This is a genomic window from Streptacidiphilus cavernicola (assembly GCF_042510955.1).
In the GTDB taxonomy this organism is placed as follows: Bacteria; Actinomycetota; Actinomycetes; order Streptomycetales; family Streptomycetaceae; genus Streptacidiphilus; species Streptacidiphilus cavernicola.
The window spans coordinates 208,461-234,811 of sequence record NZ_JBHFAB010000006.1 but is presented as its reverse complement, the minus strand read 5'-3'; the positions used below and the strand labels follow the sequence as shown (position 1 = coordinate 234,811).

Annotated in this window: 19 protein-coding genes; 16 read left to right on the top strand and 3 right to left on the bottom strand. The window is 72.9% G+C overall.

Annotation, left to right across the window (positions count from 1 at the left end; all coding sequences use genetic code 11):
- The first annotated feature begins 75 nt into the window (after positions 1-75).
- Positions 76-1,071, top strand: coding sequence for a LysR family transcriptional regulator (locus ACEZDE_RS10770; protein WP_380534947.1), 996 nt, complete (start codon positions 76-78; stop codon positions 1,069-1,071).
- A gap of 94 nt (positions 1,072-1,165) precedes the next feature.
- Here the strand turns inward: ACEZDE_RS10770 and ACEZDE_RS10765 are convergent, their stop codons facing one another.
- Entirely contained in the window at positions 1,166-1,507 is a 342-nt protein-coding gene (locus ACEZDE_RS10765) for a WhiB family transcriptional regulator (protein ID WP_380534945.1), read from the bottom strand.
- Between the two features lie 436 nt (positions 1,508-1,943).
- Here ACEZDE_RS10765 and ACEZDE_RS10760 point away from each other — a divergent pair, with 436 nt between their 5' ends.
- From ACEZDE_RS10760 to ACEZDE_RS10720, 9 genes are all read left to right on the top strand, one after another.
- The gene (locus ACEZDE_RS10760; RefSeq protein ID WP_030251459.1) at positions 1,944-2,555 is read left to right on the top strand and encodes a response regulator transcription factor; all 612 of its coding nucleotides are present in this window, start codon (positions 1,944-1,946) and stop codon (positions 2,553-2,555) included.
- 205 nt (positions 2,556-2,760) lie between these two features.
- Complete coding sequence (shbA, locus tag ACEZDE_RS10755) at positions 2,761-3,399, top strand: RNA polymerase sigma factor ShbA (protein WP_380534943.1); 639 nt, start codon at positions 2,761-2,763, stop codon at positions 3,397-3,399.
- Between the two features lie 154 nt (positions 3,400-3,553).
- Positions 3,554-5,056 carry an IMP dehydrogenase gene (gene guaB, locus ACEZDE_RS10750; protein ID WP_380534942.1) on the top strand — a complete coding sequence of 501 codons (1,503 nt, stop codon included), beginning with the start codon at positions 3,554-3,556 and terminating at the stop codon, positions 5,054-5,056.
- Positions 5,057-5,104: 48 nt separating this feature from the next.
- Positions 5,105-6,229 (top strand): GuaB3 family IMP dehydrogenase-related protein, encoded by a 1,125-nt coding sequence (locus tag ACEZDE_RS10745; RefSeq protein ID WP_380534940.1) that lies wholly within the window; start codon positions 5,105-5,107, stop codon positions 6,227-6,229.
- A gap of 181 nt (positions 6,230-6,410) precedes the next feature.
- Entirely contained in the window at positions 6,411-8,120 is a 1,710-nt protein-coding gene (locus ACEZDE_RS10740; RefSeq protein WP_380534939.1) for a glycerol-3-phosphate dehydrogenase/oxidase, read from the top strand.
- A 45-nt stretch (positions 8,121-8,165) separates the two neighbouring features.
- On the top strand, positions 8,166-9,962 hold the full coding sequence (locus tag ACEZDE_RS10735; RefSeq protein WP_380534937.1) for a serine/threonine-protein kinase: 1,797 nt from the start codon (positions 8,166-8,168) through the stop codon (positions 9,960-9,962).
- Positions 9,963-10,010: 48 nt separating this feature from the next.
- A complete protein-coding gene (locus ACEZDE_RS10730) occupies positions 10,011-11,612 on the top strand; it encodes a hypothetical protein (protein WP_380534935.1) in 1,602 nt (533 codons plus the stop codon).
- Positions 11,613-11,765: 153 nt separating this feature from the next.
- Positions 11,766-13,634 (top strand): serine/threonine-protein kinase, encoded by a 1,869-nt coding sequence (locus tag ACEZDE_RS10725; protein ID WP_380534933.1) that lies wholly within the window; start codon positions 11,766-11,768, stop codon positions 13,632-13,634.
- Positions 13,635-13,711: 77 nt separating this feature from the next.
- Positions 13,712-15,097, top strand: coding sequence for a dihydrolipoyl dehydrogenase family protein (locus ACEZDE_RS10720; RefSeq protein WP_380534932.1), 1,386 nt, complete (start codon positions 13,712-13,714; stop codon positions 15,095-15,097).
- Positions 15,098-15,103: 6 nt separating this feature from the next.
- On the opposite strand, the gene ACEZDE_RS10715 is transcribed toward ACEZDE_RS10720, so the two are convergent.
- Positions 15,104-16,015 (bottom strand): hypothetical protein, encoded by a 912-nt coding sequence (locus tag ACEZDE_RS10715; RefSeq protein WP_380534930.1) that lies wholly within the window; start codon positions 16,013-16,015, stop codon positions 15,104-15,106.
- A 384-nt stretch (positions 16,016-16,399) separates the two neighbouring features.
- Between ACEZDE_RS10715 and ACEZDE_RS10710 the strand changes: the two genes are divergently transcribed.
- Positions 16,400-17,719, top strand: coding sequence for a glycosyltransferase family 2 protein (locus ACEZDE_RS10710; RefSeq protein ID WP_380535147.1), 1,320 nt, complete (start codon positions 16,400-16,402; stop codon positions 17,717-17,719).
- Between the two features lie 67 nt (positions 17,720-17,786).
- The gene (locus tag ACEZDE_RS10705; protein ID WP_380534928.1) at positions 17,787-18,902 is read left to right on the top strand and encodes a glycoside hydrolase family 26 protein; all 1,116 of its coding nucleotides are present in this window, start codon (positions 17,787-17,789) and stop codon (positions 18,900-18,902) included.
- Here ACEZDE_RS10705 and ACEZDE_RS10700 read toward each other — a convergent pair.
- Complete coding sequence (locus tag ACEZDE_RS10700; protein ID WP_380534927.1) at positions 18,859-19,980, bottom strand: glycoside hydrolase family 26 protein; 1,122 nt, start codon at positions 19,978-19,980, stop codon at positions 18,859-18,861. The genes ACEZDE_RS10705 and ACEZDE_RS10700 overlap by 44 nt on opposite strands.
- A 140-nt stretch (positions 19,981-20,120) precedes the next feature.
- Here ACEZDE_RS10700 and ACEZDE_RS10695 point away from each other — a divergent pair, with 140 nt between their 5' ends.
- From ACEZDE_RS10695 to ACEZDE_RS10680, 4 genes are all read left to right on the top strand, one after another.
- Positions 20,121-21,812 (top strand): hypothetical protein, encoded by a 1,692-nt coding sequence (locus tag ACEZDE_RS10695; protein ID WP_380534925.1) that lies wholly within the window; start codon positions 20,121-20,123, stop codon positions 21,810-21,812.
- Between the two features lie 60 nt (positions 21,813-21,872).
- On the top strand, positions 21,873-23,492 hold the full coding sequence (locus ACEZDE_RS10690) for a succinic semialdehyde dehydrogenase (RefSeq protein WP_380534923.1): 1,620 nt from the start codon (positions 21,873-21,875) through the stop codon (positions 23,490-23,492).
- A 35-nt stretch (positions 23,493-23,527) separates the two neighbouring features.
- On the top strand, positions 23,528-25,345 hold the full coding sequence (locus ACEZDE_RS10685) for a GMC family oxidoreductase N-terminal domain-containing protein (protein WP_380534922.1): 1,818 nt from the start codon (positions 23,528-23,530) through the stop codon (positions 25,343-25,345).
- A gap of 202 nt (positions 25,346-25,547) precedes the next feature.
- Positions 25,548-26,195, top strand: a complete 648-nt coding sequence (locus ACEZDE_RS10680; protein WP_380534920.1) for a TMEM175 family protein — start codon at positions 25,548-25,550, stop codon at positions 26,193-26,195.
- Positions 26,196-26,351 lie beyond the last annotated feature (156 nt).

The following is a 26,351-nucleotide window of genomic DNA, read 5'->3' as shown; positions in this document are numbered from 1 at the left end:
CGATCCGGCGGTGCGCACACATAAGATGACCGGCGAATTGTGGAGCCGGACCCAAGCGAGTCTTATGCTGGGGCGGTGATCGAGGCCCGCCATCTCCGAGTGCTCCGCGCCGTCGCGCGTACCGGTTCCTTCTCCGCCGCGGCCCGGGAGCTGGGCTACACCCAGCCCGCGGTGAGCCAGCAGATGAAGGCGCTGGAGAAGTCCGCGGGGACGACCCTGGTGGTCCGGGTCGGCCGCGGGGTGCGGCTCAGCGAGGCGGGCGAGGCGCTGGTCCGGCACGCGGCCGGAATCCTGGCCGGGCTGACCGCGGCCGAGGAGGAGCTGGCCGCCATCGCCGGGCTGCGGGCCGGGCGGGTACGGCTGGTGTCGTTCCCGACCGCCAGCTCCACCCTGGTCCCGCAGGCCGTGGCCGCGGTGCGGAGGAGCCGTCCCGGCGTCCGGGTGTCGCTGACCGAGGCCGAGCCGCCGGAGTCGCTGGCGATGCTGCGCGGCGGCGACTGCGAGGTCGCGCTGGCCTTCCGCTACCCGGGGCGCGACACGTCGCTGCACTTCCCGGAGGGGGACCTGACCGGGCTGCGGCGGCAGGCGCGGGCCGAGGCGGTGCTGGAGGCGTCCGCCTCGGCCGCCGCCTGCGACTGGTCCGACCTGGTGGTCCAGCCGCTGCTGGAGGACCGGCTGGTGGGCGTGGTCCCGGCGGACCACCCGCTGGCCGGACGCGGCGCGGCGGACCCCGTGGCGCTGTCCGAGCTGGCCGGGGAGCAGTGGATCGCGGGCTGCCCGCAGTGCCGGGGGCACCTGGTGGAGCTGTGCGCCGAGGCCGGTTTCGCGCCCCGGATCGACTTCGCCACCGACGACTACCCGGCGGTGCTGGGCCTGGTCGCGGCCGGGCTCGGGGTGGCCGTGCTGCCGGAGCTGGCGCTGGCCCCGGTGCGGCCGACCGGGGTGTCGGTGGTGCCGCTGGCCTCCGGGGCGTTCCGCGAGGTGGTGGCGCTGACCCTGCCGGACCTGGCCCAGGTCCCGGCGGTGGAACTGATGCTGGACCGGCTGGCCCGGGTCGCGGTCCAGGTCTAGCCGGAGCCCCGGGACGGGGCCGGGTACGGCCTTCGCGGACGGCTCCGGGCCCGGTGCAGAAACGATTCTGCACCGGGCCCGGACCTCCGTACGCCTAGTGGTGGATCAGCGCCTCGTCCTCGTCGTCCGAGGTGTCCCCGCGCGCCTCCAGCGGACGGTGCCGGGCCCGGCCGAGCAGCTCCTCGCGCTCGTCCTCGGTCAGACCGCCCCACACGCCGTAGGGCTCGCGCACCGCCAGCGCGTGGCTGGCGCACTCGGCCCGCACCGGGCAGCGGGTGCAGACCTCCTTGGCGGACTGCTCGCGGGAGCTGCGCGCTGCCCCGCGCTCCCCCTCGGGGTGGAAGAACAGGGAACTGTCGACGCCGCGGCATGCGGCGGAGAGCTGCCAGTCCCAGAGGTCTGCGTTGGGGCCAGGGAGGCGGGAGAAGTCTGCCATTGCTCATTCCCTCGGTGTCGGGTGGTGTCGGTGCAGTCCTAGTAGAAGAAAATATGACTCATAGAGATCTAATCGGACAAGAGGCCATCAGCGTTGCATATGCTCATTAAGATTCTGAAAATCTAACAAGTCGGGCCAAACGGACAGTTAGCGTGTCCTGGGTACGGGGGTACTCGTTGGGTGTGGAGGCAGACCGCGCGCCTGTGCGCCGGAGTGCGCCACACAGGGGATGATCCGTAGTGGATCGACCACATACAGTGGTGGAACGGCTGCCGCCCCGTAACTCATTCGGGTGACGGTCGTTGGGAGTGCGGAGGCGGTGAACGGCACGGGCGTCGGGGAAGACGCCGGTTGCCCGCGGCCGTGTCGGAGACGATTCGTACCTGCTCGTACCAGCCAGGAGGCGCAACGTGACGCGGATCTACGGAGGACGGTCATGACATCCGTTCTCGTCTGTGATGACTCACCGCTTGCTCGGGAGGCGCTCCGCCGTGCGGTCGCGACCGTGCCCGGTGTCGACCGGGTGACCACCGCGACCAACGGTGAGGAGGTGCTCCGCCGCTGGGTGGCCGACCGGTCCGACCTGGTCCTCATGGACGTGCGGATGCCCGGCCTCGGCGGGGTGGAGACCGTGCGGCGGCTGCTGTCCGCCGATCCGGGAGCCCGCATCATCATGCTCACCGTCGCCGAGGACCTGGACGGGGTGGCCCTCGCCGTCGCCGCCGGGGCGCGCGGCTACCTGCACAAGGACGCCTCGCGGGCCGAGCTGCGGGCCACCGTCACCCAGGCGCTGGCCGACCCGACCTGGCGGCTGGCCCCGCGCCGGCTGCGCTGCGCCGAGATGGGCGCGGCGCCCACGCTGACCGCGCGCGAGATCCAGGTGCTCGAAGGCATGAGCCACGGCCGCAGCAACGCCGAGATCGGCCGGGAGTTGTTCCTCTCCGAGGACACCGTGAAGACGCACGCCCGTCGGCTGTTCAAGAAGCTCGGCGCCTCCGACCGCGCGCACGCCGTCGCGCTGGGCTTCCGCTGGGGCCTGGTCCGCTGACGGACCGGGGCCGGTGGAGGACACAGCCCCCGCCCGATGGGCGGGGGTGGCCTGTTTCCGGGTCGAGGACGCACCATGGAAGGCATGGGATCCTCGGGGGAGTGCGGGCAGTCGGCGGGAGGGGGCGATGGTGGCGCATAACGTTCCTGTGCACAAGTCGGGGCGCGGTGCCACGTTTTCCGCGGCGACCAGGCACCATGGACCGGTGCGCGACGACGAGACGACCGCTGCCCCGGGCGGCGTGGCGACCACCGGTGGGCCCTCGGTGCCCATCGGGGCGCTCGTGGTCCGTGCGGTCGGCGGCGAGTCCGAGGCCACCGACGAGCTGCTGGGACGGGTCCATCCGCTGGTGCTGCGCTACTGCAGGGCCCGGCTGGTCCGGCTCCCCGGCGGCGCCAGGCACCACGTGGACGACGTCGCGCAGGAGGTCTGCCTGGCGGTGCTCTGCGCGCTGCCGCGCTACCGCGACGAGGGGCGGCCGTTCGAGGCCTTCGTGTACGGCATCGCCGCCCACAAGATCGCCGACCTGCAGCGCGCCGCGATGAAGGGTCCCGGCCACTCGGTCTTCCTGGCCGAGGAGCTGCCGGAGACCCCCGACGACGCGCTCGGCCCCGAGGAGCGGGCGCTGCTCAGCAGCGACGCGGCCTGGGCCAGGGAACTGCTGGCCTGCCTGCCGGCCCGGCAGCGCGAGCTGGTGCTGCTGCGGGTCGCCGCGGGGCTCACCGCGGAGGAGACCGGCGAGGTGCTCGGCATGTCCGCGGGCGCGGTCCGGGTGGCCCAGCACCGCGCGCTCAGCCGGCTCCGCGCGCTCGCCCTCGGCGGCCCGGAGGGGCTCTCCGCGTAGTCGGCCGAGCGGTGCGGGGTGTGGCGCCAAGCACAGGGGGCCCTTGTGGCGCAAGGGTGCGTTCCGGATGCCGGTAGACTCAAGTATCGGTGCCGAGCTGCCTCTCCAGCGGCCCCCGGTGGCGCCGTATCGGGTCGGTACGGGAAGGTGCCCCATGTCTTTGAATGCCGCAGGTGTCCCCGAGAAGTTCGCGATGCTCGGGCTCACCTACGACGACGTCCTGCTGCTCCCCGGCGCCTCCGAGGTGCTGCCGAACGCGGTGGACACGTCGTCACGGGTCTCCCGGAACGTCCGCGTGAACATCCCGCTGCTGTCCGCCGCCATGGACAAGGTGACCGAGTCGCGGATGGCGATCGCGATGGCCCGTCAGGGCGGCGTCGGCGTCCTGCACCGCAACCTCTCCATCGAGGACCAGGCCAACCAGGTCGACCTGGTCAAGCGCTCCGAGTCGGGCATGGTCACCGACCCGATCACGGTCGGCCCGGACGCCACCCTGGCCGAGGCGGACGCGCTCTGCGCCAAGTTCCGGATCAGCGGCGTGCCGGTCACCGACGCCGCCGGGCGGCTGCTCGGCATCGTCACCAACCGCGACATGGCCTTCGAGTCGGACCGCAGCCGCCAGGTCCGCGAGGTGATGACGCCGATGCCGCTGATCACCGGCGAGGTCGGGATAAGCGGTGAGGACGCCATCGGCCGGCTCCGTCGCCACAAGATCGAGAAGCTGCCGCTGGTCGACGCCGAGGGCCGGCTCAAGGGTCTGATCACGGTCAAGGACTTCGTCAAGGCCGAGCAGTACCCGCTGGCCGCCAAGGACGCCGAGGGGCGGCTGCTGGTCGGCGCGGCGGTCGGCGCCAGCGCCGAGGCGCTGGAGCGGGCCCAGGCGCTGGCCGAGGTCGGCGTGGACTTCCTGATCGTGGACACCTCGCACGGCCACAACAGCAACGCCCTGAGCTGGATGGCGAAGATCAAGTCGGCCGTGGACGTCGACGTGATCGGCGGCAACGTCGCCACCCGCGACGGCGCGCAGGCGCTGATCGACGCGGGCGTGGACGGGGTGAAGGTCGGCGTCGGCCCCGGCTCGATCTGCACCACCCGGGTGGTGGCGGGCATCGGCGTCCCGCAGGTCACCGCGATCTACGAGGCCGCGCTCGCCTGCCGCGAGGCCGGGGTGCCGGTGATCGGCGACGGCGGCCTGCAGTACTCCGGCGACATCGGCAAGGCGCTGGCCGCCGGCGCCGACACGGTGATGCTGGGCAGCCTGCTCGCGGGCTGCGAGGAGTCCCCCGGCGAGCTGCTGTTCATCAACGGCAAGCAGTTCAAGTCCTACCGCGGCATGGGCTCGCTCGGCGCCATGCAGTCGCGCGGCCAGGCGAAGTCCTTCTCCAAGGACCGCTACTTCCAGGGCGACGTCAGCTCCGACGAGAAGCTGATCGCCGAGGGCATCGAGGGCCAGGTGCCCTACCGCGGCCCGCTGTCGGCGGTGCTGTACCAGCTGGTCGGCGGCCTGCGGCAGACCATGGGCTACGTCGGCGCGGCCACCGTCGCCGAGATGGAGTCCAAGGGACGCTTCGTCAGGATCACCTCGGCGGGCCTCAAGGAGAGCCACCCGCACGACATCCAGATGACCGTCGAGGCCCCGAACTACCACGGCCACTAGTACGGGATACTGGCACCTGGCAGTAGCAGGTTGAGCGAAGGGCTGGACGTGACCGAGATCGAGATCGGGCGGGGCAAGCGGGGCCGGCGGGCGTACGCCTTCGACGACATCGCCGTCGTACCGAGCCGGCGGACCCGGGACCCGAAGGAGGTCTCGATCGCCTGGCAGATCGACGCCTACCGCTTCGAGCTGCCGTTCCTGGCGGCGCCGATGGACAGTGTGGTCTCGCCGGAGCAGGCCATCGCCTTCGGGCAGATGGGCGGCCTCGGCGTGCTCAACCTGGAAGGGCTGTGGACCCGCTACGAGGACCCGCGCCCGCTGCTGGCGGAGATCACCGAGGTCAAGGACGAGGCGGTGGCGACCCGCCGGCTCCAGGAGATCTACCGGGAGCCGATCAAGGCCGACCTGATCGGCGCCCGGCTCAAGGAGATCCGCGACTCCGGGGTGGTCACCGCCGCCGCGCTGTCGCCGCAGCGCACCGCCGAGTTCTCCAAGGCCGTGGTGGACGCGGGCGTCGACATCTTCGTCATCCGCGGCACCACCGTCTCCGCCGAGCACGTCTCCGGCGCGGCCGAGCCGCTGAACCTCAAGCAGTTCATCTACGAGCTGGACGTCCCGGTGATCGTCGGCGGCTGCGCCACCTACACCGCGGCGCTGCACCTGATGCGCACCGGCGCGGCCGGGGTGCTGGTCGGCTTCGGCGGCGGCGCGGCGCACACCACCCGTACCGTGCTCGGCATCCAGGTGCCGATGGCGACCGCGGTCGCCGATGTGGCGGCGGCCCGGCGGGACTACATGGACGAGTCCGGCGGCCGCTATGTGCACGTGATCGCGGACGGCGGGGTCGGCTACAGCGGCGACCTGGCCAAGGCCGTGGCCTGCGGCGCGGACGCGGTGATGATCGGCGCGGCGCTGGCCCGTGCCAACGACGCGCCCGGCCGCGGCTTCCACTGGGGCATGGAGGCGGTGCACGAGGAGCTGCCGCGCGGAAAGCGGGTCGACCTCGGCACGGTCGGCAGCACCGCCGAGATCCTGCACGGCCCCTCGCACACCCCGGACGGCACCATGAACCTGTTCGGCGCGCTGCGCCGGGCGATGGCCACCACCGGCTACTCGGAGCTCAAGGAGTTCCAGCGGGTCGAGGTCACCGTGGCGCCCACCGCCGCGCACTGACCGGCTGCACAGACGACCCCAGCAGGCTGCAAGGGCCCCGGCGCACACTCCGTGCGCCGGGGCCCTTGCGCGTGCACCAGCGGGTGATCTTGGAGGGCTCTGCGGTGCCCGTTTCGGCCGGACAGCGGGCAGACTGGGACCTGCACCAGCATTGACAGCGAACCACTGTGCGGAGGCAGCTTTGCGTAGCGCGACACTGGGGCCGGTCCAGCGGGCGGAGTCGCTCGCCCGAATGGCCGAACAGGAACTCGACGTGCTGGTGGTCGGCGGCGGCGTGGTCGGCGCGGGAACGGCCCTGGACGCGGTGACCCGCGGTCTCGCCACCGGTCTGGTCGAGGCCAGGGACTGGGCGTCCGGCACCTCCAGCCGCTCCAGCAAGCTGATCCACGGCGGGCTGCGCTACCTGGAGATGCTGGACTTCGCCCTGGTCAAGGAGGCGCTCAAGGAGCGCGGCCTGCTGCTGCAGACGCTGGCCCCGCACCTGGTGAAGCCGGTCCCGTTCCTCTACCCGCTGCAGCACCGCGGCTGGGAGCGCCCGTACGTGGGCTCGGGCGTGGCGATGTACGACGCGATGTCGGTGGCCGGCGGCCACGGCCGGGGGCTGCCGGTGCACCGGCACCTGTCGCGCCGTCAGGCCCTGCGCCAGGCCCCCTGCCTGCGCAAGGACGCGCTGGTCGGCGCGGTGCAGTACTACGACGCGCAGATGGACGACGCCCGCTTCGTCACCACCCTGGTCCGCACCGCCGCCTCGTACGGGGCGCAGGCCGCGAACCGGGCCCGGGTGGTGGGCTTCCTGCGCGAGGGCGAGCGGGTGGTCGGCGCCCGGGTGCACGACCTGGAGCAGGGCGGCGAGTTCGAGGTGCGGGCCCGTCAGGTGGTGAACGCGACCGGGGTGTGGACCGACGAGACCCAGGCGATGGTGGGCTCGCGCGGGCAGTTCCACGTCCGCGCGTCCAAGGGCATCCACCTGGTGGTGCCGCGGGACCGGATCCACTCCTCGACCGGGCTGATCCTGCGGACCGAGAAGAGCGTGCTGTTCGTCATCCCGTGGGGCCGGCACTGGATCGTCGGCACCACCGACACCGCGTGGACCCTCGGCAAGGACCACCCGGCGGCCAGCAGCGCCGACATCGAGTACCTGCTCGACCATGTGAACTCGGTCCTGGCCGTGCCGCTGACCAGGGAGGACGTCGAGGGCGTGTACGCCGGGCTGCGCCCGCTGCTGGCCGGGGAGTCGGACGCGACCTCCAAGCTCAGCCGCGAGCACGTGGTCCAGCACGCGGTGCCGGGCCTGGTGGTGGTCGCCGGGGGCAAGTACACGACGTACCGGGTGATGGCCGAGGACGCGGTGGACGAGGTGGTGCACGGCCTGGACCAGCGGGTTCCACCGTCCTGCACCGAACGGGTGCCGCTGCTCGGCGCCGAGGGCTACCAGGCGCTGTGGAACGGCCGGGCCGAGCTGGCCCGGCGCAGTGGCCTGCACATCGCCCGGGTCGAGCACCTGCTGAACCGCTACGGCTCGCTGGCCGAGGAGGTGGTCGCGCTGATCGACCGGGACCCGTCCCTGGCCGAGGCGTTGACCGGCGCGGACGACTACCTGCGGGCCGAGGTGGTCTACGGCGCGCGGTACGAGGGCGCCCGGCACCTGGAGGACGTGCTGGCCCGGCGGACCAGGATCTCGATCGAGACCTTCGACCGCGGCACCGCGTCGATGCGCGAGGTGGCCGAGCTGATGGCGGGTGAACTCGGTTGGGACAAGCAGCAGGTGGACCGCGAGGTGGAGCACTACCGCAAGCAGGTGGAGGCGGAACGCGAGTCGCAGCAGCAGCCTGACGACCTGACGGCGGACGCCGCCAGGCTGGGGGCGCAGGAGATCGTGCCGCTCGGATAGGGGACGATGGGGGGTGACGGGCACGACGGAGGGGACCGCAGCCGGATGACCAGCGAGACCAGTGGGCAGACAGACGACGTGACCGGGGACGGGGATGTCGCCGGGAGACTGCTCGCGCGGCGCTACCGGCTGGAGTCCGTGCTCGGCCGGGGCGGGATGGGCACGGTCTGGCGGGCCAAGGACGAGGTGCTCGGCCGCGAGGTGGCGGTGAAGCAGCTGCGCTTCACCGCCGGGGTGGGCGAGGACGAGCGGCACCGGCTGATCGCCCGCGCGCTCACCGAGGCCAAGGCCATCGCCCGGATCCGGCACACCTCCGCGGTCACCGTCTACGACGTGGTCGAGGAGGACGACCGGCCGTGGATCGTGATGGAGCTGGTCGAGTCGCGCTCGCTGAGCGAAGTGATCCGGGAGGACGGCGTGCTGACGCCGCACCGGGCCGCGCGGGTGGGGCTGGAGCTGGTGGGGGTGCTGGCCGAGGCGCACCGCTCCGGCATCGTGCACCGGGACGTCAAGCCGTCCAATGTGCTGATCGGGCACGACAGCAGGGTGGTGCTGACCGACTTCGGGATCGCCCGGGTCGAGGGCGACCCCTCGGTGACCTCGACCGGGATGCTGGTCGGCGCGCCCTCGTACATCTCGCCCGAGCGGGCCCGCGGCGGCATCCCGGGGGCCCCGGCCGACATGTGGTCGCTCGGGGCGACGCTGTACGCGATGGTCGAGGGCTACCCGCCGTACGACAAGGGCTCGGCGCTGTCCACGCTCACCGCGGTGATGACCGAGGAGCTGACCCCGCCGCGGAACGGCGGGCCGCTGACGCCGGTGATCCAGGGCCTGCTGCGGAAGGACCCGGCCGAGCGGCTGGACGAGGCCGCGGCCCGGCGGATGCTGCGGGCGGTGCTGGACCAGCCGGTCCTGCCCGAGCAGCGGGCGGTGGCGCCGGAGCCGGTGGTCGAGCCGACCCGGGTGCAGCCGCTGCCGGCGGAGCCGCGGGCGGCGGGTTCTGCGGGGGCCGCGGGTTCAGCAGGGGCGGCGGGTTCGGCGGCGGGGGCTTCGGCCGGGGCGGGGGCGGCGCCGGGGGCCGGGCCGGAGCCGGTGCCCTCGGCGATGGAGCTGCTCACCTCGGGGCCCGCGCGGCGGGACCGGAAGCCGTTGCTGGCGCTGCTGGTGGCGCTGGTGCTGGTCGCGGTGGCCGGGGTGCTGGTGGCGGTGCTGGCGCAGCACCACGGGAAGCGGGACGGGGAGCAGAGGACCGGCGCGGCGGCGGCGTCCTCCCGGTCGGCGGCGTCGGCTGCCGCTGCGGCGTCGGCGTCCGGGTCGGCTTCGGCGGCATCGGCGTCCGCGGCCGGGGGGCCGTCCGCTTCGCAGAGCGTCAAGGCGACCGGCTCCGGTCCGGCCGATGCCGCCGGGGGGTTCCGTCGGGTGACCGGTCCTGAGGGGGCCTCGCTGGAGATCCCGAAGGGCTGGCGGATCGTCAGCCAGTCCGCGACCAGCTGGAAGTACCAGGGGCCTGAGGGCACGCTGCAGGTCGACGCGACCCGGACGCCGGGCAGCAGCGCGGTCGGCGCCTGGAAGTCCGAGGAGGCGGCCATAGCGCACAGCTTCGCCGGCTACCAGCGGGTGCAGTTGCGGAAGGTCGCCTACCGGGGTTGGGACGCGGCCGACTGGGAATGGACCTACGACTCGGCCAAGGGCGGTGCGCTGCACGCGCTCAACCGGGGTTTCGTGACCGACGCGACCCACGGCTACGCGATCTACTGGACCGCTGCCGACGCCGGTTGGAGCGGGGCGCGGAACCAGCTGCTGCTGAGCCGGTTCTTTTCGAGCTTCCAGCCCGCGGGCTGACCGGTGGCGGCACGTACGCCGAGGTCGGCGGACGAGGGAGGGGGCAGGGTGGCCGGTGGCCGGGTACTCGGCGGGCGCTACCTGCTGTCCGGGCGTCCGCGCGGCTCCGGGGCCGCCGCCGTGGACCAGCGCAGCGGCGCGGAGGTGCAGCTCGACGCGGTGCCGCTGCCGGAGGTGGTGGAGCCGTTCGACCAGGTGGCGCTGCCCGCGCCGGGGCGGCCGGACAGCACCTCGGCGCGGGCGCTGACGCTGGCCGCGTTCGTGGCCGAGACGGTTCCCGACCATCCCCGGCTGAGCCAGGTGTTCCAGGTGTTCGACGAGGCCGGCTACCTGTGGGTGGCCGGTGAGGCGGTGCCGGGGGTGACCCTGCGCACGCTGCTGGAGCGGGGCGGCCCGCTCTCCCCGTACCGGGCCGCGGAGTTGGCGTACGATCTGGTCACCGCGCTGCGTGCGGTGCACGCGGCCGGGTTGGTGCACGGCAATGTCACCGTGGACACGGTGCTGGTCTGCGACGACGGCACGGCGCTGCTGGGCGGCCTGGTGGTGGGGGTGGCGCAGGAGGCGCTGTGCGGCGGTCCCGGCGCGGACCAGCCGGGCGCGGGCGCGCCGGGCGGTCCCTGGGCGCCGGTGCGGATCCGGGCCAGGGATGCGCGCGCGGTGATCGTCGGGGCGGTCCCGGAACGCTGGTCCCCGGAACAGACCGGCCCCCCGCCGACGGACGCGGTGCCGCGGGCGGACGCGGTGCGGTCGGGATACGCCGTACCGCCGCCGTACGCCCAACAGCCCGCATCCGCATCCCCGTCGGGGTACCCCGCCTCGCCCGACGCCCCTCCGTCCGGGTACCCCGCGCCGCCCGTCGATGCCCGCATGCCCGGGTACGGCCCGCCGCCCACCGCCGCGCCGTCGCGCTCGTCGCTGCAGGACGGGCCGCTGGGGGCGCCGATCGGAAGCCCCGCCCCGCCGCGGCCCCCGGCGTTCCCGCCACCGACCACACCGCCGTCGCCCCCGGCTTCCCCGCCGACGACCACACCCGCACCGACCACACCCCCGCCGCCGCGAGGCGCCCCGCGGCAGGCGCCCGCGGTGGGGGTCGAGGCGGACGCCTGGGCGCTCGGGGTGCTGCTCTACCGCGCGGTGGCGGGTGAGGCGCCGTTCCCGCAGCAGGACACCGCGGAGTTGTTCGCCGCGATCCGCTCCGGGCAGTTCGGCCGTCCGGGCCGCCCCGCGGCACTGCCCCGTGCGACGGCCACCCGCCCGGGGCAGCGGCAAGGGCAGAACCCAGGGCAGGGCCAGGGGCAACCGCCGTCGCCGCCACCGGAGTTGCCGGAGTGCGGGCCGCTCGGCCCGTTGGTGGCGCGGCTGCTGCGGACCGATCCGGCGGCGCGTCCCGCGCTGCCGGAGGCGGCCGAGTCGATCCGGCAGTTGCTGGTCCGCGCGCCGGAGCCGATCGACCAGGACGAACTACTGTCCGTAGCCGCCCTGCTGCCGGTCCAGCGGAGACGCGGCGAGGTGCTCGAACATCCTGAATTCCCGCACCACCGACACGCCGCACCGCGTCGGCACCCCGCATTGCTGGGCGCCGCGCTCGTCGGTGGCATCATTCTTTTCGTCCTATTGGCCCTGGTACTGGTGGTATCGGTATCTCGCTGAGCGTCACATCCCGGTCTCGGGGGTGGCCCTGCCTTTCCAGCCGACCGGCCAGGTGCCTAGTCTGTGCAGCAGACCCTGGGGTTGTCGTGCGGTGCCGCCGGTTCCTGCCGCAGGCTTGGACGTACACGGCAGAACGCAGGCGAGGGGGAGCACGTGGGTACGGAAGAGGGCTCGACAGTCGGGCCCGGACGCGGTGACGAGGCGGTGCGCGGCCCGGCCACCCAGCCCGGCGACGCGCCGAGAATGCTGGCCGGACGCTATCTGCTGGGCGACCGGCTCGGCCGCGGCGGCATGGGCACGGTCTGGCGGGCCCGGGACCGGATGCTCGACCGGGACGTCGCCGTCAAGGAGTTGTCGGTCAACCACCTGGCCGAGGAGGACCTGCTCATCGTCCAGTCGCGGATGCGGCAGGAGGCCCGCGCGGCGGCCCGGATCAAGCACCCCGGCGTGGTCACCATCCACGACGTGCTGGAGCAGGACGGCAAGCCGTGGATCGTGATGGAGCTGATCGACGGCCGCTCGCTGGCCGAACTGGTGGAGCAGGAAGGCACGCTGAATCCCCGTGAGGCCGCCGGGATCGGCGCGCAGGTGCTGGCCGCGCTGCACCGGGGCCACCAGGTCGGGGTGATCCACCGCGATGTGAAGCCCGCCAACGTGCTGCTGGAGCGCGCGACCGGACGGGTCGTGCTCACCGACTTCGGCATCGCCACCTACGAGGGCGACTCCGCGCTCACCCGCACCGGCGACCTGATCGGCTCGCCCGACTACCTGGCCCCGGAGCGGGTGCACGGCCACCGCCCCGGCCCGGAGTCGGACCTGTGGGGCCTCGGCGCGACCCTGTACGCGGCGGTGGAGGGGCAGTCGCCGTTCCGCCGCGACTCGCCGCTGACCACCCTGGCCGCGGTGGTCACCGACCCGCTGCCGGAGCCGCAGCGGGCAGGGGCGCTGGCGCCGGTGCTGCACGCGCTGATGACCAAGGACGCGGCCGGACGCCCCGGCGCGCCCGAGGCGATCCGGATGCTGCAGGACGTCGCGTCCGGCATCACCACCGCGATCAGTCTGCCGCCCGCGTCCGACCCGCTGCGCACGCCCACCCAGCGGGTGCCGGTGGCGGACCGGAACGAGCCGCCGTCGCCGTCCCTCCGGGACACCGAGCGGCTTCGGCCGAGCTACGTCGAGTCGGAGTTCCAGCGCCCGACGCCGCAGCAGGGGACCTCCGCCGGGACCCCGGTCGGTACCCCGGCCGGGGGCGTCACCGGGCGGCAGACCGCGGTCGCGGGGCCGGGGACCCGGCCCGCTCCGGCTCAGCGCGGCGGGGGGACGGCCGCCACCGCGGTCGACCGCCCCGGCGGTCGCCGCCGCCGCCGTACCTGGCCCTGGCTGGTGGTCGCGGGCCTGGTCGCCGCGCTGGCCGGCGGCGGCGCGGCGTACGAGCTGAGCACGGGGCACAGCGGCGGCACGGACCGGGGCGGCCAGGGGGGCACCCCGACCAGCCCGCCCGCGTCGCCGACCCCGTCCGCCTCGGTCCCGGCCGCGGCCTTCACCCCGAAGCTGGCCCCCGGTTACACCTACCGGCACGACCCGGGCGGCTTCACCTTCGCGCTGCCGCCCGCCGCGGCCGGCCACCCGTGGGTCCGCAGCGATCCCAGCGGCGGCACGCTGGCGATCACCTACAGCCCGGACGGCGGCCTGCACAAGGTCATCTTCGGGGTGACCCCGAACCAGATCGACAGCCCGATCGGGCACGCCCGGGACATGCAGAAGAACGTCACCGTCGACGACAGCAGCTACCAGCTGGTCGGCATGAAGACCGGCACTTTCCACGGCTCGCTGGAGGCGGCCCAGTGGGAGTACACCTTCGTCAGCAAGACCGACCAGCAGCCGCACCACGCGGTGGAGGAGCTGTTCAAGGCGGGCGACGGGACCGAGTACGACATCCTGGTCGACTATCCCGAGGCCGACTGGAGCACCGGCTACCAGCGGTTCCTTGACATCCTCAACGGCTTCAGCGGAGACGGCTGAGCAGGAGACGCCGGAACCCGTCCCGAGTACGGTGGAACGACACAGGCCACACCCCAGAGCACAGCAGGGAGCCGGTCATGGTCGCCCCGACAGTCTCCACGCCCGACGCAGTCGTCATCGGAATGGGTCCCGCGGGGGAGGAGGTGGCCGGACGCCTCGCGGACGCCGGGTGGGACGTCGTCGGGATCGACGAGCGGCTCGTCGGCGGGGAGTGCCCGTACTGGGGCTGCATTCCCTCGAAGATCATGGTGCGGGCCGGAAACCTGGTCGGCGAGGCGCACCGGGTGCCGGGTTCGGCCGGGATCAGCCGGGTGCAGACCGACTGGCGGCCGGTCGTCCGCCATGTCCGCGGCGCCACCGACGACTGGGACGACAAGGTCGCGGTCGACCGCTTCACCACCCGCGGCGGCCGGTTCCTGCGCGGCAGCGCCCGGCTGACCGGGCCGAACGAGGTCTGCGTGGCCGCGGACGACGACAGCGGCCGGGAGACCGTACTGCGCCCGCGCCGGGCGCTGGTGCTCGCCGCCGGGACCCGCCCGGCCGCGCCGCCGGTGCCGGGGCTGGCCGGGACGCCGTACTGGACCAACCGGGAGCTGGTCGAGGCGGAGCGGCTGCCGGGGTCGCTGCTGGTGCTCGGCGGCGGGGCGATCGGGCTCGAACTCGGCCAGGCGGTGCAGCGGTTCGGCTGCCAGGTGACCGTGGTCGAGGCGCAGTCGCGGCTGCTGTCGCGGGAGGAGCCGGAGGCCGCCGAGCTGCTGATGCGGGTGCTGACCACCGAGGGCCTGGAGATCCACACCGGCGCCGAGCTGGTCTCGGTCGGCTACGACGGCGAGCGCTTCACCGCGTCCTGCCGCAGGGGCGAACGGCTGGTCGCGGAACGGCTGCTGGTCTCCGCCGGGCGGCGGGCGGACCTGGAGCGGCTCGGCGCGAGCACGCTCGGCGTCCCGGCCGACGCGCGGGCGCTGCCGGTGGACGAGCGGATGCGGGTGCTGGGCGCGCCCGGGGTGTGGGCGGTCGGCGACATCACCGGCAAGGGCGCGTTCACGCACATGGCGATGTACCAGGCGGACGTCGCGGTCCGCGGCATCCTCGGCCGGGGCGGCCGGGCGGCCGAGTACCACGCGGTGCCGCGGGTGACCTTCACCGACCCGGAGGTGGGCGCGGTCGGGCTGACCGAGGCCCAGGCCCGCACCGTGGGGCTGCCGGTGCGCACGGCGGTGGCGGACCTGGCCGCCGGCAGCCGCGGCTTCGTGCACGGCGCGGGCAGCGACGGCTTCGTCAAGCTGGTCGCCGCGGGCGGCGTGCTGGTCGGCGCGACCGCGGCCGGGCCGACCGGCGGCGAGGTGCTCGGCCTGCTCACCCTCGCCGTGCAGGCCAGGGTGCCGCTGGAGGAACTGCGGAGCACGGTCTGGGCCTACCCCACCTTCCACCGGGCGGTGGGGGAGGCGCTGACGCGGATCTGAGCCCGGTCAGCCGTTCGACCCGGCCAGCTTCTGCACGGCGCCGGCCGCGTAGGCGGCGAAGCCCTTGCCCGCGGCGGCCGAGACGGCGTCCGCCTTGCCGCGGGCCACATTGGTGGGTCCGGCCAGGGTGAAGTAGACGTAGCGGCTGTAGTCGGCGTGGGTCAGCGCGCAGGTGACGCCGGTCGGGCAGAAGCCGGGAATGCCCGGACCGGTCAGCGGGACCAGCTCGCCGGTCGCGCCGTTGTTGGTGGCCTGTGCCTCCAGCGGGTCGCTCACCACGGCGATGCCCACGGTCACGGCGGTGTGGCCGGACACATAGGTGGCCCGGAGCAGCCGGCTGCAGTGGTGCGCGGCCAGCAGTGCCCCGAGGGCGGCGTTGACGCCTTCGCCGCAGTGCGGGGTGCTGTCGGTGGCCTTGCGGGTGTAGAGCGCCCCGCCGACGGTGATGGTCTTCGCCGACAGCACGGCGCCCGCGGTGAGCGGTGTCGCGCCGGCGCCCCCGCTGCTGCCCGCGGTGGCCGAGGCGGTCCCGCTGGCGGAGGGGCCGGCCGAACTGGCCACCGGGGCGGACGATCCGGTCGGTCCGGCGGCCGGGTGGTGGCCGCCGGACTTCGCCACCGCGAACACCCCTCCGCCGACGACCAGGCACAGGGCGACCACGCCCGCGGCTATCAGCAGCAGCTTCTTGCGCTTGGCCTGGGCCTCGTGCTGTTCGGCCAGGGCACTCCAATTCGGCTCGGTGGAGCCGCTGTTGCCGCCGTACCCGAGTGGCTGCTGCTGCGCGGCCGGTGCCTGCTGCTGGTAAGGGGCGCCGCCCTGCTGCTGCGTCGAGGGGTACGGCTGGGGCGCCGGCTGCGGCACCGGCCCGGGGGCCGGCTGCGGCACGGGCCGGGGCGGGAGCGGGTGCCGGATCTGCATCGTGGGCTGCGCGCCCTGGTCCTGGGACGGGCGCTGCGGCTGCGTCGGTTCCGCCGGAGTCGGGGTGGGGGCCGGAGTGTCCCTGGGTATCCGCGGGTCATGGGGGACTCTCGGGTCCTGAGGACTCGGAGGTGTGCTCGCAGCCTCAGGCATGCCCATCCCAATCGTTCATGTCATCGGTGTGCTAGGTCAGGTCGGCAGAATAGCGGTTCGCGCTACGCACGGTCAGATCCGGTGGTGCAAGCGGGACATCTGTCACCAAGAGATAACGGTTCCCTGGCAGCTGGAGCTTATGAGGTGATTTGTCGGCATGTGCGATCGCGCATCGTACATACGATCGCCTTTGTATTGCACGCGCCAAGCATGATTACGAAATGGATCGTGATGCTTGCCTTTCTGCTGGAACTGCGGGACGGGTGGCTTCGACACGACGTCTACCCCTTCGCAGCCTTCATGGCGATCATCTGGTTCATGTGGGTGGTGCGTACAGCGATCGCGCGCCGCTACCGCCCCTGGGCACGGCCGTTCGCGGCGACCACGTCGGTGATCATCCCGGTGGTCGACGAACCCGAGGACCTGTTCCGCGACGTGCTGCGGCGGATCATCGAGCAGGAGCCGACCGAGATTGTCGTCGTGATCAACGGCCCGGAGAACCCGGCGCTGCAGAAGATCTGCGACGACCTGGAGGTCTGGTGGTGCTGGACCGAGATCCCCGGCAAGCGCAACGCACTGCGGACCGGGCTGGAGGCCGCGAGCGGTGACATCTGCGTCCTGGTCGACTCGGACACGATCTGGACCAAGAACACCCTGCCCGAACTGCTCAAGCCCTTCGCCGATCCCGGGGTCGGCGGAGTGACGACCCGTCAGCGCATCCTGGGCTCCGGCCGGTCCGTGCTGACTCGCTGGGCCGACTGGCTGGAGAGCGTGCGCTGCCAGTACTCGCTCCCGGCGATGAGCGTGCTGGGTACGGTGGGCTGCCTGCCGGGACGCACCATCGCGTTCCGCCGGGAGATCCTGGAGAACTGCATGGAGGCGTTCCTCCACGAGAAGTTCCTCGGCGTCTTCCTTGAGGTGAGCGACGACCGGACGCTCACCAACTACACCCTCAAGGCCGGCTACCGGACTGTCTACCAGGCGACCTCGCTGGTCTACACCGACGCGCCGACCACGCTCGGCAAACTGGCCCGGCAGCAGTACCGGTGGGCCCGCGGCTCGCAGTACAACACCCTGCGGATGCTGCCGTGGATGGCCCGGCGGGCGAAGGTCCTCGGCCTGTTCTACCTGGCCGACATCCTGATCCCGTTCGTCCTGCTGGGCACCTTCGGCTCCTGGATAGCCGCGAGCTTCCACGGCACCCGGCCGGGGCTCTACAACGAACTGCCGCTGCCCGCCTCGCCGGTGCTCTCCTTCGCGATGGTCCTCATCGCGGCGGCGCTGCTGTCGATGCTCTCGATCGGGGTCCGGTTCGGCCGTCACTTCGCCTACCGGCCCAGGGACATGGCCTACCTGCCGCTGTTCATGGTGATCAACACCCTGCTGCTGATGCCGGTGCGGATGCTCGGCTTCTTCCGCTGCGCCCACAACGCGGGCTGGGGCACCCGGGCAGACAGCTTCGCGGGGGACCGCAACCGGAGCGCGCTGGTGGTCGTCCCCTACCTGCTCGGAGGAGCCATGCTGTTCGGTTCGGTGATGATGAGTGTCTAGCCGTCGGCACCGGGCCCGGACGCTGCACTGGTGGAGCCGCGGCTCCGGGATCCGGCTCAGGATCTGGATGACGCTGAACGTCCTGCTGCTCTGCTCGCTCTCCTACGGCGTCTACGCGGCCGTCATCTCCAAGGCCCAGGCGCCCGCCTACGCCGGGCTCGGCGCCGAGGCGAAGGGCCCGGGGCTGGTCGACCAGCTCAAGCTGAAGGCGCCGCAGACCCCCTCGATCCCGCAGAAGCAGCAACTGCTCGACCCGGACGGAATCTACTTCGGCACCTCCACCAAGCAGGCGCCGTGGTCGGGCGCCGAGGTGCAGCAGGTCGGCGCGGACGCCGGCGCCCGGCCGACCATCAGCGAGTACTTCGTCAACTGGAAGCACGGCTTCGACCCCGCGGCGGTGTCGGCCGCGTACCAGCACGGGACGCTCCCGCTGATCTCCTGGGAGCCCTGGGCCGGCGGCGACAGCAACCAGGGCGCCGGCATACCCAAGACCACCTCGGCGGACGTCGACCAGCCGGCCTACCGGCTGGCCAACATCACCGCGGGGAAGTTCGACAGCTACATCACCGCCTTCGCCAAGGGGGTGGCGGCCGACCGCAGGCCGGTGATGATCCGGTTCGCGCACGAGATGAACGGCTCCTGGTACCCCTGGTCCGAGCAGACCAACGGCAACCACCTGGGCGACTACGTCAAGGCCTGGCGGCACGTCCACGACCTGTTCGCGCAGGCCGGGGCGACCAACGCGATCTGGATCTGGAGCCCGGACGTGGTCCGCGGCAGCCACACCCGCGGCCTGAGCGCGCTCTACCCGGGTGACGCGTACGTGGACCTGGTCGGACTGACCGGGTACGGGGTGCTCGGCGAGAAGACCCCCGACACCACCTTCGACAGCACCCTGAAGAAGGTCGCCGCGCTCACCGACAAGAAGATCCTGATCACCGAGACCGGGGCCGAGCCCAGCTCGCTGAAGGCGACCTGGATCCGCGGTTTCTTCCCCTGGCTCATCAAACATCCGCAGGTCATCGGCTTCGTCTGGTTCGAGAAGGACCTCGCCACCGGGGCCAACGCGGACTGGCGCTTCGCCGCCACCCCGGAGACGCTGAGCGCCTTCCGGAAGGGGATCAAGACCTTGCACCTGGTCAGCGGGTCGGTGCGGGCGGCGGCGTCGAAACCGCCGCCGTGATCGGCCAGTGCACCAGGTGCAGCGAGGCCAGGCCTTTGCGGAAGGCCCGTTCGGTGGCGGGGTCGGCGGTGAACCGGTAGTCGTACTTGCCGCCGTCGGTGGGGGTGTGCTCGAACCAGACGAAGCCGATCACATCCTGGTGCAGCTTCAGCCAGCGGAACAGGTCGGCGGTCCACGGCGCCTTCTCCGGGCCGGGTTCGGCGGCGGTCTCCGAGATCAGCACCGGCTTGTCGGTGATCGCGTGCAGCAGCGCCAGCGAGTGGTCCAGCACCGCCCCCGCGGTCTTCTCGCCCAGGGCGTACGCGTCCAGGCCCACCCAGTCGACGTAGTCTGCGCCGGGGTAGAGCGAGGCGAAGCCGGTGGTCTCGGAGCCGCGCACGATGTTGGGGCTCCACAGCCAGATCACATTGGTCGCCCCGGCGCGGGCGAACAGGTCGTGGACGTGCCGCCAGGCCTTGACGTAGTCACCGGGACGGTTGCCGCTGTTGCCCTCCGACCAGGGGTACCAGGAGCCGTTCATCTCGTGCGCGAACCGGATCACCACCGGCTGCCCCTCGGCCTTGACCGCGGCGGCGAAGGCTTTGATGTAGCCGTCGAAGGCGCCGCCCGCGATCCGGCTCAGCGAGTAGGCCGGCTGGTTGGAGGCCTTGGAGGGGCCCTCGGGCTCCCAGGTCAGCAGCGGGAGCGCGCCCAGGTGGTAGGAGTTGCGGACCGACTGGGGGTTGAACGACTCGTCCCAGCCGACGAAGAACTCCTGGATCGTCGGCGTCGCCCCGGCCGGACCCGCCACCAGGTCGGTCTCGCTCTCCGAGGGCGCCTTCCAGGTGCTGACGCCGAAGTAGTCCCCGTCCGGATGGATCAGCCGGCGCCGCAGCGAGCCGGGGTCGGTCGAGCCGGTGGGGATGGCCGACGGCGGGACGGTGACCCCCGGCGCGGGGCTGGTGGACGGCTGGGGCGGCCACGGCGCGAGCGGGGTCACCACGCCCTGGCTGCTGCAGCCGGCCACGCACAGCAGGACCAGGCCGAGGAGCCACCCGAGTCCGGCCGCGCCCTGACGGTGCGCCAGTCGACGTGGCACGACCCCTCCGCTCACCAGCCAGTGTTATCAGATCGAGTCCCTCCGGCAGTCGTCCGCCGTGCGGGCTCACATACGATAACCGTTCGATCTGTGCGTTGGTCAGCGCAACAGGACCCGAGACCTGAGGGCAGCGTTCCAGAATGAGTGCGGGCGACAACGGTGGCGGATACCGCGAGGCAAGGTCCGTACCCCGGGCGCCCAGCCCGGCCGCGCCGCGCCCGCGCCAGGCCACCGGAACTGACTACGCCTCACTCGCGGTGGCGGCCGGGGACACCGAGGAGGCCATCGAACTGGCGGAGGCCGAAGTCGGCCACCGCTCCGGCACCCCCTCGGGGCCGCTCTGGCCGCTGCTGCTGGTGCTGCCGGTCCAGGCCGTGCTCTCCTGGCGGCTGATCGGCTCCAACACCGCCTTCCTGGACGAGGGGACGTACCTCTACTCCGGGCACCAGGAAGTGGCCAACCTGCTGTACGGCGACAAGGTCGCCACCTACGAGACCTTCTTCTCCGGCTCCCCCAAGCTCTACCCGGTGGTGGCGGCGACCGCCGACCGGTTCGGCGGCCTCGCCGGGGCCCGGACGCTGAGCCTGGTGTTCATGCTCCTGGCCACCGTGGCGCTGTACCTGGCGGCCCGGCGGATCCACGGGGCGACCGCGGCCTTCTTCGCCAGCGCGCTGTTCGCCGCCCTCGGCCCCACCCAGTTCCTCGGCGGGTACAGCACCTATGACGCGATGGCGCTGGCCGCGCTGGCCTGGGCGGCCTTCTTCGCGGTCCGGTTCGCCTCCGGCACCGGGCACGGCTCGATGAGCGCGGGCGCGCTGCTGATCTCCCTCGCGGTGTGGACCAAGTACGCCTCCCTGCTGTGGGTCCCGGTGGTGGTGCTGATCGCCGTGCTGGCCGGGCCGGGACGGGCGGTGCTGGGGCGGTCGCGCTGGAACAACGGGGTGCGGTTCGGGCTCGCGGTGGTGGTGGCCGTGCTGCTGCCGATCCCGCTGGCCGGCCGGCTGTACATCCACGGCTTCACCCAGACCACGCTGCTCCGCAGCCCCGGCCACGACGCGACCTCGTACGTGGCCGGCGAGGCCGCCAAGTGGATTGGCGCGCTGCTGGTGGTCGCGCTGGTCGGCGTGCTCGCGGCGTACCTCCGAGGCCGTCGGCGCGGCACCGGCGGGACCGACTTCTGGCTCGCCGCGGTGCTGCTGCTCGGCGGGGTGCTCGCTCCGGCGAACCAGATCCGCATCCACACCTGGCTGTCGCTGCAGAAGCACGTGGACTTCGGCGCCTGGTTCGCCTGCATCGTGGCCGGCGCCCTGCTGGCCTGGATCGCCGAATGGCTGCACGACCGGGTCCGGCTGCCGGCGCTGATCGCGCTCCCGCTGGTGGCCGCGCTGGTGGTGGGCCCGCTGGGGGTCGAGGGCGAGCGGCAGGCCGCCCACATGTTCGGCGCCTGGCCCGACTCCTCGACGCTGATCGCGGCGCTGAAGCCGTACGTCCACTCCGGGTCCGACCAGTACCTGGTGGAGGACTACGACGTGCCCGCGTACTACCTCAGGCGCTCCTCGACCTGGCCGCAGTGGCACGACCTGGTCGGCGGGGGCCAGTACCAGGACCCGAAGACCGGGGTGTCCTACACCGGCACCGAGGGCATCGAGAAGGGCATCACCGCCCACAAGTACGCCCTGATCGTGCTCGACTACGCGCAGACCCGGTCGATCGACGAGCAGGTCCGGCCCTTCATCGACAGGGCCGGCTACCGGCTGCTCACCACGATCCGCACCAGCAACAGCGAGACCACCGGCTCGTACACCATCTGGGTGGCCCCGGACGGGTCCTGACCCGGCCTGCTTGTTACCGACGGGTACCCAAGCCGGGCGATAGCGCCTACGCTGCACCACATGACTGACATCAGCACCGGCGGGGCCGTCGGCGAGCGTAATCCCGTCGCGGTGGCGGGCCCCCGTACCAGCGCCGACGCCGTGACGCCCGGGTTGGTGGCGCGGCTGGTCCGCGGGATCGCGGCGGGGGCCGGGGCGAGCCTGGCGCAGAGCCGCGACCCGTTCACCGGGGCGGTGCTCGCCGAGATCCCTGAGTCCACGCCGGAGGACGTCGCCGCGGCCTTCGGCCGGGCCAGGGCGGCCCAGGCGGCCTGGGCGCTGCGTCCGGTCCGGGAGCGGGCGGCGGTGCTGCTGCGGTTCCACGACCTGGTCTTCGCGGCGCAGGCCGAGCTGCTGGACCTGGTGCAGGCGGAGACCGGCAAGGCCCGCGCGCATGCCTTCGAGGAGGTCAGCGCCGCCGCGCTGGAGGCCCGCCACTACGGCCGGGCCGCCGCGAAGTACCTGCGCGGACGCCGCCGCGGCGGGGTCTACCCGGTGCTCACCCAGGTCCGCGAGGTGCGCCGGCCCAAGGGCGTGGTCGGGCAGATCTCGCCGTGGAACTACCCGCTGGCGCTGTTCGTCGGCGACGCCGTGCCCGCCTTCGCGGCCGGGAACGCGGTGGTCACCAAGCCGGACAGCCAGACCGCGCTGACCGCGCTGCGGGCCCGCGAGCTGATGGTCGAGGCCGGGCTCCCGGCCGAGCTGTGGCAGATCGTGATCGGCGAGGGCCCGGTGATCGGCCCCGAGGTGGTCGCCCACGCCGACTACGTCTCGTTCACCGGCTCCACCCGCACCGGCCGGGACGTGGCCCAGCGCGCCGCCGCCCGGCTGATCGGCGCGTCGATGGAGCTGGGCGGCAAGAACGCGATGCTGGTGCTCGCCGACGCGGACCTGGACAAGGCCGCCGAGGGCGCGGTCCGGGCCTGCTTCTCCTCGGCCGGACAGCTCTGCATCTCGATCGAGCGGCTCTACGTCGCCCGCGAGGTCGCCGACGCCTTCCTGGAGAAGTTCGCCGCGCGGACCCGGGCCATGCGCCTCGGCAACACCCTGGCCTGGGGTGCCGACATGGGCTCGCTGGTCGCCCAGCGGCAGTTGGACACCGTCGTCCGGCACGTCGAGGAGGCGGTGAAGAACGGCGCCACCGTGCTGGCCGGCGGCCAGGCTCGGCCCGACCTGGGCCCGCTGTTCTTCGAGCCGACCATCCTGGACGGGGTGGACCAGAGCAGCGCGGTCTGCACCGAGGAGACCTTCGGCCCGGTGGTCTCGGTCTACCGCTTCGACAGCGAGGACGAGGCGGTCGAGCGCGCCAACGGCACCCCGTACGGGCTCAACTCCAGCGTCTGGAGCCGCAGCGCCCGGCACGGCGCCGCGGTCGCGCTGCGGCTGCACTCCGGCACGGTCAACGTCAACGAGGGCTACGCGCCCGCGTACGCCAGCGTCGCCGCGCCGATGGGCGGTATGGGCGACAGCGGCATCGGCCGCCGGCACGGCTCCGAGGGCATCCTCAAGTACACCGAGCCGCAGACCGTCGCGGTGCAGAAGCTGATCAGCATGGCCCCGTCGTTCGGGATGGACGACGAGGCGTACGCGAAGTTCCAGACCCGCGCGCTGGCGGCGATGAAGGCACTGCGGCTCAAGTAGCCGTCCCGCACCATCCTCAGGGAGCGAGAGAGTCCATGGCGACGGAACAGACGGACGGCTACGACTACGACGTGCTGGTGGTCGGGTCGGGCTTCGGCGGGTCGGTCTCGGCGCTGCGGCTGACCGAGAAGGGCTACACGGTCGCCGTGGTCGAGGCCGGCCGCCGGTTCACCCCGGAGACGCTGCCCAGGAACTCCTGGGACAGCCGCAACTACGTCTGGGCCCCGCCGCTGGGGCTCTACGGCATCCAGCGCTTCCACCTGCTCAAGGACGTGATGGTGCTGGGCGGCGCGGGCGTCGGCGGCGGTTCGCTGAACTACGCCAACACCCTCTACGTCCCGCCGGAGGCGTTCTTCCAGGACCCGCAGTGGAAGGCGATCACCGACTGGTCCGCGGAGCTGGCGCCGTTCTACGACCAGGCGCAGCGGATGCTCGGGGTCCGCGGCAATCCCACCGTGACCCCCTCGGACGTGCACCTGAAGCAGGCGGCCGAGAAGCTCGGCTACGGCGACACCTTCCACCTGGCCCCGGTCGGGGTGTTCTTCGGGGACGGTGCGGACGCCGGCGGCGCCGGGCCGAAGGCCGCCCCCGGCGGCGAGGTCGAGGACCCGTACTTCGGCGGCGCGGGCCCGCGCCGGAAGGCCTGCACCGAGTGCGGCGAGTGCATGACCGGCTGCCGGCACGGCGCCAAGAACACGCTCACCGAGAACTACCTCTACCTGGCCGAGCGGAACGGCGCGGTGATCCTGCCGATGACCACGGTCACCGGGATCACCGAACTCACCGGAACGGCCGGGGAAGGCGCCGAGGGCGGCCCCGCGGAGGGCTTCGCGGTCGCGGTGCGGCCGACCGACTCCCGGCGTGGCTCCGGCGGCCGGACCATCCGGGCCCGCCGGGTGGTGCTCGCGGCCGGGACCTACGGCACCCAGAAGCTGCTGCACGAGCTGCGGGACGACGGCCGGCTGCCCCGGATCTCGTCCCGGCTGGGCGAGTTGACCCGGACCAACTCCGAGGCCCTGGTCGGCGCGATGACCACGGACCGGCGCTACCGCAAGCGCCCCGACTTCACCAGGGGCGTGGCGATCACCTCCTCGGTGCACCCGGACCCGCACACCCACATCGAGCCGGTGCGCTACGGCAAGGGCTCCAACGCGATGAGCCTGATGTCCATCGTGCAGGTCCCCGGCGGCAGCCGGGTCCCGCTGCTGCGCTTCGTCAGGATCGCCGCGCGCAGGCCGAACCTGCTGCTGCAGATGCTGGACAAGCGGCGCTGGTCCGAGCGGACCATCATCGGCCTGGTGATGCAGTCGCTGGACAACTCGGTGATCGTGTCGCGGAAGAAGTCCGGGATCGGCAAAGGGCAGTTGACGTCCCGTCAGGGCCACGGCGCGCCCAACCCCAAGTGGATACCGGCGGCGGAGGAGGCGGCCCGCGCGGTCGCCGCCGAGATCGGCGGCCAGGCCGGCAGCGGCGTCAGCGACCTGTTCGGACGCACCCTCACCGCGCACTTCCTGGGCGGCTGCGTGATCGGCGACTCGCCCGAGCGCGGCGTGATCGACCCCTACCAGCGGCTGTACGGATACCCCGGGATCAGCGTCGCCGACGGGTCGTCGGTGTCGGCGAACCTCGGGGTGAACCCCTCGCTGACGATCACCGCGCAGGCGGAGCGGGCGATGTCGATGTGGCCCAACAAGGGCGAGTCGGACCCGCGTCCGGCGCAGGGCGAGCCGTACCGGCGGGTGGCGGCGGTCCTGCCGCAGCGTCCCGCGGTGCCCGCGGGGGCGTTCGCGGAGCTGCGGCTGCCGCTGCTGCCGGTGCCCGCGGTGCCGCCGAAGGCCTCCGCCGAGGGGTAGTCGAGCCGCACTCCGGGGGCCGTTGAGCGATCCACGTCACATTCCCTGGAATCGGCATCGCTGTGCCGATCCGATCAGTACATTGTGCGATCAGAACCCGCCCGCGCCGACGGACCGCCGCCGCCGCGGGCGGTGTCATGTCCGGGGACGGCGGGCAGCCTGCGGGAAGCCAGGGGGAAGCAGTGCGAGCAGGGGAGGCGCTATGGCCAGGCTGAACGACTCGGGCCGGGTGGAGGCCTTCAGCGACGGGGTGTTCGCGATCGCGATCACCCTGCTGATCCTTGAGGTCAAGGTCCCCTCCGGGCCCGGGATCGGCCGCCAACTCCTGCACCACTGGCCGTCCTACGCCGCGTACGTGGTGACCTTCCTGATCATCGGGATCATGTGGGCGAACCACCACACCGTCTTCAGCTACGTGGCCCGGGTGGACCGGGTCCTGCTGTTCCTCAACCTGCTGCTGCTGATGGTGTGTTCGGCACTGCCCTGGGCGGCCGGGCTGGTCGCCTCCTACCTGGACGGCGCGGACCACGGCGAGGCGGCCATCGCGCTGGCGGTCTACAGCGGCTTCATGGTCGCCCATGCGCTGACCTTCGGGGCGCTGTGGTGGTGGCTCACCCGCACCGGGCACCTGTTCGACGCCCGGGTGGACGTCGAGGCCGCCCGGGGCACCCGGCTGCGCTTCGCGCTGGGGTCGGTCGTCTATCCGCTGCTGCTCGGGCTGTCGTTCGTCTCGGCGGTGCTGACCCTGGCCCTGCACGGGCTGCTGGCGGTCTACTACGGCTTCAACCAACTGCCGGTGCCGCTGCGCGACGGCGCGGAGGAGGGGGACGACGAGCCGGTGGTCCTCTGATGGCCGGAAAGCGCGCCCGGCCGCCGCTCGCGACGGAGGGCCCCGCGGGGGAAGGCGGGGCCCTCGGTCTGCGGCAACCGGCGACAGGGCAGCGCCGGTGCTGCGGTAACGGCACCGGGGGAGGGGTGCCGTTCGACGGTTGGTCACTGAGGGCGA